Here is an 11,776-nt window from a genome sequence, read left to right on the forward strand (position 1 = left end):
CCACGGTAAACCTCGCTCTCGTCTTTGGAACTCAAGCGAAACCTCCTATACTCAAGCCATTTGATGCTGCTGATTCGACGGGGGCAGACCCTGTGAGAATTTCTGGAAAGACAACTGAATGACGGATACGCCGATTATGGAAAATGCTGAGCCGGTCGAATACGGTGCTGACTCGATCAAGGTCCTGAAGGGACTTGATGCGGTCCGCAAGCGCCCCGGCATGTATATCGGCGATACGGACGATGGCTCGGGTCTTCACCACATGGTCTACGAAGTGGTGGACAATGCCATCGATGAAGCTTTGGCTGGTCATGCTGATATTGTGACTGTCACGTTGAATGCCGATGGCTCGGTAACGGTGACCGACAATGGCCGCGGTATTCCGACGGACATTCACTCAGGCGAGGGGATCTCCGCAGCTGAGGTCATCATGACCCAGCTACATGCGGGCGGCAAGTTCGACCAGAACTCCTACAAGGTCTCGGGCGGTCTGCACGGCGTTGGCGTCTCTGTCGTCAACGCTCTTTCGGTCAAGCTTCAGCTGAAGATCCGCCGCGGCGGCAAGCTCCATGAGATCAATTTCACGCATGGCGTTGCTGACGCACCTCTCCGCGTCATTGGTGAATATGAAGGTCGCTCTGGCACCGAAGTCACATTCCTGCCCAGCAGCCAAACTTTCACAAAGACCGAGTTCGACTACGGAACGCTGGAGCATCGCTTGCGTGAGCTCGCCTTCCTGAATTCCGGCGTCCGGATCCTGCTGACAGATAAGCGCAAGCCGGATATTCGTCAGGAGGAAATGCTCTATGAGGGCGGACTTGAAGCCTTTGTTCGGTATCTGGATCGCTCGAAGAAGCCGCTGGTCGAGAAGCCGGTCGCGATCCGCGGCGAAAAGGATGGTATCACGGTCGAAGTGGCCATGTGGTGGAATGACAGCTATCACGAGAATGTCCTATGCTTCACCAACAACATTCCTCAGCGAGATGGCGGCACCCATATGGCGGGTTTTCGTGGCGCGCTGACGCGCCAGGTCACCTCCTACGCCGATAGCTCGGGCATCACGAAGAAGGAAAAGGTCACGCTTCAGGGCGAAGACTGCCGCGAAGGCCTGACCGCTGTCCTTTCGGTCAAAGTACCTGACCCGAAGTTCTCGTCTCAGACGAAGGACAAGCTCGTATCGTCAGAAGTGCGTCCGGTCGTCGAGAGTCTGGTAAACGAAGCACTCAGCACCTGGTTTGAGGAACATCCGACGGAAGCCAAGATCCTTGTGGGAAAAGTCGTTGAAGCAGCTGTCGCACGCGAGGCAGCGCGCAAGGCGCGTGAACTGACGCGCCGAAAGGGTGCGCTCGATATTGCATCTCTGCCAGGCAAGCTCGCTGACTGCTCGGAACGTGACCCGGCTAAGTCAGAGCTTTTCCTCGTTGAGGGTGACTCCGCAGGTGGTTCTGCAAAGCAGGGTCGCTCGCGCGAAAATCAGGCGATCCTGCCGCTTCGGGGCAAGATCCTGAACGTGGAACGTGCCCGTTTCGACAAGATGTTGTCGAGCCAGGAAATCGGGACATTGATTACCGCGCTTGGCACCTCGATTGGCAAGGACGAGTTCAATGCCGACAAGTTGCGCTACCACAAGATCATCATCATGACCGATGCTGACGTGGATGGCGCTCATATCAGAACCCTGCTTCTGACCTTCTTCTTTCGTCAGATGCCGGAATTGATCGAACGTGGCCATCTCTACATCGCCCAGCCACCTCTCTATAAGGTAGCCCGTGGCAAGTCCGTTCAGTATCTCAAGGATGAGAAGGCGCTTGAGGACTATCTGATTTCGATGGGTCTTGAAGAAGCGACCCTGACACTCGGCAATGGTGAGGTCCGCGCCGGACCGGACCTGCGGGACGTGATCAGTGATGCTCTGCGTCTGCGGTCACTGATTGATGGTCTTCATTCACGCTACAATCGCAGCGTTGTCGAACAGGCGGCGATCGCCGGAGCGCTTAATCCTGAGCTGACCGAAAACAGGGCCCGGGCAGAAGAAACGGCGGCCCAGGTCGCTCGCCGCCTCGACCTGATCGCAGAAGAAACCGAGCGGGGCTGGAGCGGTCAAGTGACGGACGAAGGTGGGCTGCGTTTCGAGCGTATGGTTCGCGGCGTCAAGGAAGTTGCATTGATTGATGTCGCATTGATCGGATCTGCAGATGCCCGCCACATCGACCAGATGAACGCCCGCTTGCGCGAGGTCTATGCTGAACCGCCGGTTCTTTCGCGCAAGGATGGAAAGATGGAGATTTCAGGTCCGAGGTTCTTGCTCGACCAGATCTTCTCAGCTGGGCGCAAGGGTCTCTCCATGCAGCGCTATAAGGGCTTGGGTGAAATGAACGCGGAACAGTTGTGGGAGACGACGCTGGACCCCAATGTCCGCTCTCTGCTGCAGGTGAAAGTCAACGACGCGACCGATGCAGACGGTCTGTTCTCGCGCCTGATGGGTGATGAGGTCGAACCGCGACGGGAGTTCATTCAGGACAACGCGCTAAGCGTTGCGAATCTGGATATCTGATGTCTTGAGCCGGCAAGGGCTCTGGTCTGTGTAAAGGAGCTGCGCCATGTGTGCGGCTCTTTTTTGTCCAAAGGTTTCACGTGAATCATGGTTAATCTGATTCACGTGAAACAGGAGGTTCGTTAACCTCTTAGAAGCTTCCCTCGAAGGCGATTTCAGAGAGCGTCTTGCGCCCGTTTGGACTTTCCCTCTCGCGCAAACCGTCCGGTAACTGGTTTTTGTCGCCTAGCTTCCCTATGGCGATTGCTGCCTCCACATGGAAACCCTCTGGCACTTTTAGGACTTCGGCTGCCTTATCAAAGTCGATCCCGGTCATGCCATGCGCATAATAGCCGGAATGGACCGCTTGAAGAGACAGCATTCCCCAAGCAGCGCCGGTATCGAAACTGTGAGAGCGTAGAGGACGTGGGGCGCCCCCATCAGCCGGGCGGCTCAGCGTATCGGATAGGACAATGATCAGCGCCGATGCATTCTTGGCCCAACCCTGATTGAATTCATTGAGAATGGTGAAGAGGCGGTCGAACGGCTTGCTACCTCTGAGCCCGTAGACAAATCGCCAGGGCTGGTAATTGAAGGCCGATGGTGCCCAGCGGGCCGCATCCAGAATAGTCAGGAGATGCTCTCTTGGCATCGGCTTGCCATCGAACGCACGGGGAGACCAGCGCTCCAGAAAAACCGGATGGATATCGTATTCAGACTCGCGCGAATTGCGGGTGGTCATGCAGCACCTTTCGTAGGTTTGGCGAAAGCTCTTTTTGGTAAACCGGGCTATGAGTAGCCCCGCATCCTGCAGCAGTACAAGCAGCGGCCACTTTGACAGAGCGTTAACTGACTGCACAGCCTGGCAGGGGTGCAGATGGAACATTAATCAGTATGGGGCATCTTACTAGGCAATAGGTGTAGACCCTTGACCAGAAACAGTCCTTTTGCATTGCGAAAAGTCTGATAGGTTAAAGTCGGTCTGACGAAGACAGAGATTGGAAGGCAAGCAGGATGTTCTATCAACTCTACGAAATGAATCACGCGATGATGGCACCGTTCCGGGCAACGGCCGATGCCATGCGTCTTGCGTATCAGAACCCCCTCAATCCGCTGTCCCAGACCATCATTGGCCGAAACATTGCCGCGAGTCTCGAGGTCTTCGAGCGCGCGACGAGACGTTATGGAAAGCCTCAGTTCGATCTTCCGCGAACAAAGGTTGCCGATCACACGGTTTCGGTCGAAGAGGAAATTGTCTGGAAGAAGCCATTTTGCAATCTCATCCGTTTCAAGCGGAGTTTACCTGTTGGTGTTGAACCCGGCCCTCGAATATTGATCGTGGCGCCGATGTCCGGCCACTATGCGACGCTTTTGCGTGGAACCGTCGAAGCTCTGATTCAGAGTGCTGATGTCTACATTACAGACTGGATCGACGCCCGCATGGTTCCTGTCACGGATGGTCGCTTCGATCTTGATGATTACATCGATTACGTGATCGAGATGCTCAATCACCTCGGACCTGACACCAACGTCGTTGCGGTGTGTCAGCCATCCGTTCCAGTTCTGGCCGCGGTTGCGGTCATGGAAGCCGAAGGAGATCGTTGCGCACCGTCAACGATGACCCTGATGGGTGGGCCGATTGACACCAGAATCAACCCTACCGCCGTGAACCAGCTGGCCCAGGATAAGCCCATCGAGTGGTTCCGCGATAACGTCATCATGCGTGTACCATGGCCGCAACCAGGCTTCATGCGCGAAGTCTATCCCGGTTTCCTCCAGCTGTCCGGCTTCATGTCGATGAACCTCGACCGCCATATGATCGCGCAGAAAGACTTCTACATGCACCTCGTGAAGAATGACGGTGACTCCGCAGAGAAGCACCGCGACTTCTATGACGAGTATCTTGCAGTCATGGATTTGACTGCCGAGTTCTACCTCCAGACCGTCGATACCGTATTCATCAAACATGCCTTGCCAAAGGGCGAGATGATGCACCGAAACAAGCGTGTGGACACGACAGCGATCCGCAATGTCGCGCTCCTGACGGTGGAGGGGGAAAATGATGATATCTCAGGAGTCGGTCAGACACAGGCTGCACAGACGATCTGCACCAACATCCCGGAAGACAAGCGGATGCATTATGTGCAGCCCGATGTCGGCCATTATGGTGTCTTCAATGGCTCCCGTTTCCGACGCGAGATAGCGCCGCGCATCGTCGCGTTTGCGAAAGAGCATTCGAAGGGTGCCCAACGCAGTCCGGTGAAGCGCGTGATCAAAGGCGGAAAAATTGGCTGACTGACGCCAATCACATCGATTTAAGCCAGCGGATTCAAATGCTTCATCATTTGGGTCCGCTTTTTTCTTGAACAGCGTTTCGTCACTTACCACATCGAAATCATCGGACGGCATACCGCCGCCGAACAACCGAGGGTAATCGATGATGAACCAGTCAGCACTGCTTCGACCGGATTGGACACCGGCGACCGTCGCATTGATGGTGCTGGGCTTTGTGGTCTTCTGGCCGCTGGGTCTGGCGATGCTCGCCTACATTCTGTTTGGCGAGAAATTCCAAAACTTCAAGCGTGAGGCCAATCTGAAGGCGGACGACGTGTTGAGCCGTTGCAAGTCCGCGCGCTACGGCGCGTATGCTACGTCGACGGGCAATGTCGCCTTTGATGATTGGCGCAAGGCAGAGCTTGAACGGCTCGATGAGGAGCGTCGCAAGCTCGATGAGATGCGTGCAGAGTTTGACGCCTATTCGCGTGAACTGCGCCGCGCCAAGGATCAGGATGAGTTTGACCGCTTCATGCGCCAACGCAGCCAGATGAAGTCCGCCGATGAGGGGTCTTCTTCTATGGGCCAGTCTGGCGTTTGATAATCCGGACCAAATCCGCATCACCCGAGCCGGCGTCATTGATGCCGGCTTTTTTCTGTCCTGCCGGAACGAACGAATCAGCTACAAACGCCACATGTTCTCGCTCCTCAGACCGACCTCGAAAGCCAGGAAAACCGAGCCCGTTTCAGAGCGGCAAATCGTGGTCCATGGTCGCGAAATGCCACTCACCATCAGGCGAAACCGGCGCGCAACGCGAATTACTTTGCGGATAGAGCCAGGCGGGCGTGCGCTGAAGATGACAGTTCCTCCCGCTGTGCGCGAGAAAGAGATTGATGAATTCCTCCTTCGCCACACAGGTTGGCTGAACGCACGGCTCGCCCGCCATGCAAATGCTGGCACGATCGAGGATGGGGGTACCATCCCTTTGCGCGGTGTCAGCCACCGCATCGTTCATAGCGGCCAGCTGCGAGGTCTAACCCAGTCCCTCGACAGCGAGATGGGTTTCGTCCTGAGCGTCAGCGGATTGGAAGAACATCTGCCGAGAAGAGTGGCGGATTTTCTCAAAAAGGAAGCACGCAGAGACCTTGAGATGCTCGCCCATGGTCACGCCCGCCGGATTGGAAAACCGATCAAGAGTCTGACGCTGAAGGATACGCGCAGCCGCTGGGGCTCCTGTTCTTGGGACGGACGCTTGAGTTTTTCCTGGCGTATCGTCATGGCGCCGCCGGTTGTCATTGATTATCTGGCCGCCCATGAGGTGGCACATCTGAAGGAAATGAACCATGGGCCAGTTTTCTGGGCGCTCTGCGAAGAGCTCTGCCCAGAGATGCAGGAGGCAAAAGCCTGGCTGAAGCGTCATGGCTCAGCGCTTCACGCCCTGGACTTCGGTTGAGTACTTGCGACCATTCGGCCACTGTCGCAATTGGGCTCGACTCTCATCTTGTTTCGTGCGACTCCGCTTGCATGAGACCTGACATCAAAATTTGCGGATTGAAGACAGAGGAAGCGGTTGATCATGCCGTTTCTCTGGGAGCAACCCACATAGGCTTCATCTTCTTCCCCAAGAGCCCGCGTAACATAGAGCCCGACCTTGCAGGGCGACTGGCTGATCGCGTTCGCGGCAGGACCAAGATCGTTGCCGTGACCGTCAATGCTGACAATGATGATCTCGACGAGATCATTGCTCTCTCGCGTCCGGATATCTTGCAATTCCATGGCGGTGAAAGTCCGGAACGCGTGTTGACCATCAAGGCTGTGACCGGTCTTCCCGTTATGAAGGCATTTTCTATTCGGGAAGCGGATGATCTTCGGCGTATCGAGCCCTATATCGGAATTGCAGATCGTTTCCTGTTCGACGCAAAGGCGCCGGCAGGATCTGATCTGCCTGGCGGTAATGGCGTCTCGTTCGACTGGCGGCTGCTCCGATCTCTTGACGAAAGTGTGGATTACATGCTTTCGGGTGGCCTGAACTCGGATAATCTTGAAGAGGCCCTGCGGGAGACCGGTGCTCGGGGCATCGACGTTTCGTCTGGTGTGGAGAGTGCGCCGGGCGTCAAGAATCTGAAAAAGATGGATGAGTTTTTCGCGGCAGTCGACAGGGCGTCGATGGCCGAACCGGTTTCAGGGAGTACCAAGTGAACCAGTCACCCAAACCCAATTCCTTCCGTGAAGGGCCGGACGAAGACGGTCGCTTCGGTATCTTTGGCGGACGCTTTGTCGCCGAAACGCTGATGCCGTTGATCCTCGACCTGCAGGAAAAATGGGAAGCGGCCAAGACGGATCCGGAATTCCAGGCGGAACTGGCGCATCTGAACGCTCACTATACAGGACGCCCCAGCCCGCTCTATTTCGCCGAACGGCTGACCGAAGAGCTCGGTGGCGCAAAGATCTATTTTAAGCGCGATGAGCTGAACCATACGGGTTCGCACAAGATCAACAACTGCCTCGGTCAGATCCTGCTCGCCAAACGCATGGGCAAGACCCGTATCATTGCTGAGACCGGTGCCGGTCAGCACGGTGTTGCCTCCGCAACGGTCGCCGCCCGTTTCGGTATTCCCTGTGTTGTCTACATGGGCGCAACCGATGTCGAGCGTCAGGCGCCGAACGTGTTCCGCATGAAGCTCCTCGGTGCAGAGGTGAAGCCTGTGACCTCTGGCCACGGCACGCTGAAGGATGCCATGAATGAGGCACTTCGTGACTGGGTCACCAATGTCGACGACACCTATTACATGATCGGTACCGCAGCCGGTCCGCATCCCTATCCGGAGATGGTTCGCGAATTCCAGTCCGTCATTGGACGCGAGACCCGGGAACAAATGCTTGCCGTCGAGGGCAGGTTGCCAGATATGCTGGTTGCCGCTGTCGGTGGTGGCTCAAATGCCATCGGCCTTTTCCATCCCTTCCTTGATGATGCCGGCGTTCGCATCGTTGGCGTCGAGGCTGGTGGTAAGGGCCTCGAAGGCGAGGAACATTGCGCTTCGCTGACCGCAGGCTCGCCCGGCGTGCTCCATGGCAACCGCACCTATTTGCTGCAGGACAAGGACGGTCAGATCAAGGAAGGCCACTCGATTTCCGCGGGACTTGATTATCCCGGCATCGGTCCCGAGCACTCCTGGCTGAAGGATATGGGCCGCGTCGAATATGTGCCTATCAAGGATGATGAAGCGCTCGCTGCATTCCAGCTGCTGACGCGTACCGAAGGCATTATCCCGGCGCTAGAGCCTTCTCATGCCTTGGCTGAAGTCATCAAGCGGGCGCCGACGATGGGCAAGGACCAGATCATCGTGATGAACCTCTGTGGCCGAGGCGACAAGGACATCTTCACCGTTGGCAAGATCCTGGGAATGGGGCTCTGATCATGACTGCGCGTATGGACAAGCGTTTCGCCGACCTGAAGGCAGAGGGCCGTCCGGCCCTCGTGACTTACTTCATGGGTGGTGACCCAGATTACGAAACATCGCTTGCAATCATGAAGTCGCTGCCGGCTGCCGGCGCGGATGTGATTGAACTCGGCATGCCCTTTTCTGATCCGATGGCCGACGGTCCGGCGATTCAGATGGCTGGGCAGCGGGCCCTGAAAGCCGGCCAGACCCTCAAAAAGACGCTGGAATTGGCTCGTGCCTTTCGTGAAGAGGACAAGGACACACCGATCGTCATGATGGGTTACTATAACCCGATCTATATATTCGGCGTTGAAGCTTTCCTTGATGCGGCACTGGAGGCTGGTATCGACGGTCTGATCGTCGTTGACCTGCCTCCGGAAATGGATGACGAGCTTTGCATTCCGGCCCGCCGCCGCGACATCAATTTCATTCGGCTGGCGACCCCGACGACAGACGATAAGAGAATGCCAAAGGTTCTGCAGAACACTTCGGGCTTTGTCTATTACGTGTCGATGAATGGCATCACAGGGTCTTCACTGCCAGACCCGAGCCGTGTGGCCGGTGCCGTAGAGCGTATAAAGTCCCATACCGACCTGCCGATCTGCGTTGGCTTCGGCGTGAAGACCGCCGAACACGCGCGGCTTATCGGGGCGCATGCTGACGGCGTTGTCGTCGGTACGGCGATTGTCAATCAGGTTGCCAACAACCTTACGGCTGATGGCCAGGCGACCGGCGATACCGTACAGGCGGTAGCAACGCTGGTACGTGGTCTTGCCAGTGGCGTCCGTAGCGCACGCCTTGCGGCGGCCGAGTAAACCAACCATATGGGCTGTATCAGTCAGGAGTAAGCCACATGAACTGGATTACAAGTTATGTGCGCCCGCGCATCAATTCCATGCTGGGCCGACGTGATGTTCCAGATAACCTCTGGATCAAGTGCCCGGAAACGGGCGAGATGGTCTTTCACAAGGATCTCGAAGAAAACAAGTGGGTAATCCCGGCCTCCGGCTATCACATGAAGATGCCGGCAAAGGCGCGTCTTGCTGACCTGTTCGATGGTGGCCAGTATGAAGCTTTGGTCCAGCCAAAGGTGGCCCAGGATCCGCTGAAGTTCCGCGACTCCAAGAAGTACATCGACCGACTTCGCGACAGCCGGACCAAGACCGATCAGGAGGATACGATCGTCGCCGGCGTTGGTACCCTGCAAGGTATGAAACTCGTAGCCATTGTTCACGAGTTCAATTTCATGGGTGGTTCGCTCGGCATTGCCGCAGGCGAAGCGATCGTTAAGGCGTTCGAACGCGCGCTGAAGGAAAAATGCCCTGTGGTCATGTTCCCGGCCTCTGGCGGGGCGCGTATGCAGGAGGGTATTCTGTCGCTCATGCAGTTGCCGCGCACCACAGTGGTTGTCGACATGCTGAAGGAGGCGGGACTCCCGTATATCGTCGTGCTGACAAACCCGACGACGGGCGGCGTCACTGCATCTTATGCAATGCTCGGTGATCTTCACATTGCTGAACCCGGTGCTGAGATTTGCTTTGCAGGCAAGCGCGTCATCGAGCAAACGATCCGCGAAAAGCTGCCCGAGGGTTTCCAGACGTCGGAATATCTTCTTGAGCATGGTATGATTGACATGGTGGTATCGCGCCATGAAATTCCGACTACTCTTGCGAGGGTTCTGAAAATCCTGACCAAGGCCCCGGCCAACGACACCGGAATAACCCTCGCTGCTCCGGAAAAGTAGTCCGCCTGATTGATTGGGCGCTGTTGCGCCCTCTATCGGCCCGCTATTGGAATGATCAGGATGATAGCCCCAACCGCCAGTTTGGCTGAAGCTGAAATCGACAAGCTGATGGGGCTGCATCCGAAAGGGTTTGATCTGTCATTGGACAGGATCAGGCACCTTCTGGAAGTACTCGGCAACCCGCAGGACAGGCTTCCGCCGGTGGTCCATATCGCCGGCACCAACGGCAAGGGCTCGGCCACAGCGTTCTGCCGTGCTCTTCTCGAGGCCCAGGGCCTTGCCGTTCATGTGCACACGTCACCCCATCTCGTCCGTTGGCATGAACGCTACCGCATAGGCGTCCGCGGAGGACCGAGCCAGCTGGTTGATGACGAGAGATTCGCTGATGCATTGCGGCGTGTTGCAGCGGCCAATGGCGGAGGAATGATCACGGTTTTCGAGATCCTGACAGCCGTCACCTTCCTCCTGTTTTCGGAAGCCCCCGCCGACGCAGTGATCCTCGAAGTGGGGTTGGGTGGCCGATTTGACGCAACAAACGTGATTGATCGCCCAGCCGTCTGCGTGATCCAGCCCATTTCCCTTGATCATCAGGCCTATCTGGGTGATCGGGTCGAACTGATCGCCGCCGAAAAAGCTGGGATCATGAAGCGGGCAGCCCCGGTAGTCATCGGCCATCAGGAATTCGACAGTGCACGCGAAGTTCTTGTATCCACGGCCGAACGGCTGAATTGCCCGGTCACCGTCTTCGGACAGGATTTCCTCGCCTATGAGGAATTCGGCAGACTGATCTATCAGGACGAGACGGGTCTGATGGATCTTCCTCTTCCCCGGCTTCCCGGTCGCCATCAATTGGGCAATGCAGCAACGGCAATCCGCGCCGTGAAGGCTGCAGGCTTCACGGTGACTGACTCAATCGCCGAGCAGGCTATGTTGAATGTCGAGTGGCCCGGCCGCCTTCAGCGTTTGGCACATGGAAATCTTGTTTCAATCGCGCCGAAGGGCGCAGAAATCTGGCTCGATGGCGGCCATAATCCGGGTGCCGGAGAAGTGATAGCCGAAGCCATGGCGGCGATGGAGGAAAGACAGTCACGACCGCTTCATCTGATTATCGGCATGATCAATACCAAGGATCCGCTTGGATATTTTCGCGCATTCTCGGGGATCGCTCAGGACGTCTATACGGTGCCGATCGAGGGTTCGGATGTTGGTCTGGACCCGGTGGCCCTGGCCCTGTCTGCGTCGGACGCCGGATTGACGGCGCGACCTGCGGGGTCTTTGAGCGAAGCATTGCGCTCCATCGCGGAAACCTATGCGGAAGATGCAGTCGCCCCCCGGATCATGTTCGGGGGATCGCTCTATCTTGCGGGCAATGTGCTCGCTCAAAACGGGACGATCCCGACATGAAAAAGCCCGGCGAACCGGGCTTTCATCGACTTCAGAAGTCAAAAGAGATCAGGCTGCGCCTGCTATCCAGCTCGACAGCGCAGTCTTCGGTGCGGCACCAACCTTGATATCGGCAACCTCACCGCCCTTGAAGACAGCCAGTGTCGGGATAGAGCGAACACCGAACTGAGCAGCCAGTTCCGGGTTTTCATCAATGTTCAGCTTGGCAATCTTCACCTTGCCCGCCAGTTCATTGGAAATCTCTTCGAGGGCTGGCGCAATCATCTTGCAGGGGCCACACCATTCTGCCCAGAAATCAACGACAACCGGCTCACCGGCCTTCAGCACTTCTGCTTCGAAATTGGACTTGTCGACTTTCACGGTAGCCATTGGGCTCT

General features: G+C 56.7%; 11 protein-coding genes. 9 read left to right on the forward strand and 2 right to left on the reverse strand.

The genetic code is table 11. The features are described 5' to 3' along the window. The first annotated feature begins 118 nt into the window (after positions 1–118). Positions 119–2,554 (forward strand): DNA topoisomerase (ATP-hydrolyzing) subunit B, encoded by a 2,436-nt coding sequence (gyrB, locus tag FE840_RS04515; protein ID WP_138286849.1) that lies wholly within the window; start codon positions 119–121, stop codon positions 2,552–2,554. Positions 2,555–2,684: 130 nt separating this feature from the next. On the opposite strand, the gene FE840_RS04520 is transcribed toward gyrB, so the two are convergent. Further along, entirely contained in the window at positions 2,685–3,275 is a 591-nt protein-coding gene (locus FE840_RS04520) for a nitroreductase family protein (RefSeq protein ID WP_138287384.1), read from the reverse strand. Positions 3,276–3,547: 272 nt separating this feature from the next. Between FE840_RS04520 and FE840_RS04525 the strand changes: the two genes are divergently transcribed. From FE840_RS04525 to FE840_RS04560, 8 genes are all read left to right on the forward strand, one after another. Next, positions 3,548–4,828 (forward strand): polyhydroxyalkanoate depolymerase, encoded by a 1,281-nt coding sequence (locus FE840_RS04525; RefSeq protein WP_138286847.1) that lies wholly within the window; start codon positions 3,548–3,550, stop codon positions 4,826–4,828. 145 nt (positions 4,829–4,973) lie between these two features. Continuing rightward, a complete protein-coding gene (locus FE840_RS04530; protein WP_138286846.1) occupies positions 4,974–5,408 on the forward strand; it encodes a DUF2852 domain-containing protein in 435 nt (144 codons plus the stop codon). A gap of 94 nt (positions 5,409–5,502) precedes the next feature. Then, complete coding sequence (locus FE840_RS04535; protein ID WP_138287383.1) at positions 5,503–6,261, forward strand: M48 family metallopeptidase; 759 nt, start codon at positions 5,503–5,505, stop codon at positions 6,259–6,261. 71 nt (positions 6,262–6,332) lie between these two features. After that, positions 6,333–7,007 carry a phosphoribosylanthranilate isomerase gene (locus FE840_RS04540; RefSeq protein ID WP_138286844.1) on the forward strand — a complete coding sequence of 225 codons (675 nt, stop codon included), beginning with the start codon at positions 6,333–6,335 and terminating at the stop codon, positions 7,005–7,007. Continuing rightward, the gene (gene trpB, locus FE840_RS04545; RefSeq protein ID WP_138286842.1) at positions 7,004–8,224 is read left to right on the forward strand and encodes a tryptophan synthase subunit beta; all 1,221 of its coding nucleotides are present in this window, start codon (positions 7,004–7,006) and stop codon (positions 8,222–8,224) included. The genes FE840_RS04540 and trpB overlap by 4 nt, the downstream gene beginning before the upstream one ends. 2 nt (positions 8,225–8,226) lie before the next feature. Next, a complete protein-coding gene (trpA, locus tag FE840_RS04550; RefSeq protein ID WP_138286840.1) occupies positions 8,227–9,066 on the forward strand; it encodes a tryptophan synthase subunit alpha in 840 nt (279 codons plus the stop codon). A gap of 38 nt (positions 9,067–9,104) precedes the next feature. Continuing rightward, entirely contained in the window at positions 9,105–9,995 is an 891-nt protein-coding gene (accD, locus tag FE840_RS04555; RefSeq protein WP_138286839.1) for an acetyl-CoA carboxylase, carboxyltransferase subunit beta, read from the forward strand. 60 nt (positions 9,996–10,055) lie between these two features. Next, entirely contained in the window at positions 10,056–11,399 is a 1,344-nt protein-coding gene (locus FE840_RS04560; RefSeq protein WP_138286837.1) for a bifunctional folylpolyglutamate synthase/dihydrofolate synthase, read from the forward strand. Positions 11,400–11,447: 48 nt separating this feature from the next. Here the strand turns inward: FE840_RS04560 and trxA are convergent, their stop codons facing one another. Then, positions 11,448–11,768 (reverse strand): thioredoxin, encoded by a 321-nt coding sequence (trxA, locus tag FE840_RS04565; RefSeq protein ID WP_138286835.1) that lies wholly within the window; start codon positions 11,766–11,768, stop codon positions 11,448–11,450. Positions 11,769–11,776 lie beyond the last annotated feature (8 nt).

It is taken from the genome of Peteryoungia desertarenae, from assembly GCF_005860795.2.
GTDB lineage: Bacteria > Pseudomonadota > Alphaproteobacteria > Rhizobiales > Rhizobiaceae > Allorhizobium > Allorhizobium desertarenae.

Bases quoted from the DNA above. Each gene is read 5' to 3' on its own strand.
- gyrB (WP_138286849.1), top strand. From the start codon at position 119: ATGACGGATACGCCGATTATGGAAAATGCTGAGCCGGTCGAATACGGT.
- FE840_RS04520 (WP_138287384.1), bottom strand. From the start codon at position 3,275: ATGACCACCCGCAATTCGCGCGAGTCTGAATACGATATCCATCCGGTT.
- FE840_RS04525 (WP_138286847.1), top strand. From the start codon at position 3,548: ATGTTCTATCAACTCTACGAAATGAATCACGCGATGATGGCACCGTTC.
- FE840_RS04530 (WP_138286846.1), top strand. From the start codon at position 4,974: ATGAACCAGTCAGCACTGCTTCGACCGGATTGGACACCGGCGACCGTC.
- FE840_RS04535 (WP_138287383.1), top strand. From the start codon at position 5,503: ATGTTCTCGCTCCTCAGACCGACCTCGAAAGCCAGGAAAACCGAGCCC.
- FE840_RS04540 (WP_138286844.1), top strand. From the start codon at position 6,333: ATGAGACCTGACATCAAAATTTGCGGATTGAAGACAGAGGAAGCGGTT.
- trpA (WP_138286840.1), top strand. From the start codon at position 8,227: ATGACTGCGCGTATGGACAAGCGTTTCGCCGACCTGAAGGCAGAGGGC.
- accD (WP_138286839.1), top strand. From the start codon at position 9,105: ATGAACTGGATTACAAGTTATGTGCGCCCGCGCATCAATTCCATGCTG.
- FE840_RS04560 (WP_138286837.1), top strand. From the start codon at position 10,056: ATGATAGCCCCAACCGCCAGTTTGGCTGAAGCTGAAATCGACAAGCTG.
- trxA (WP_138286835.1), bottom strand. From the start codon at position 11,768: ATGGCTACCGTGAAAGTCGACAAGTCCAATTTCGAAGCAGAAGTGCTG.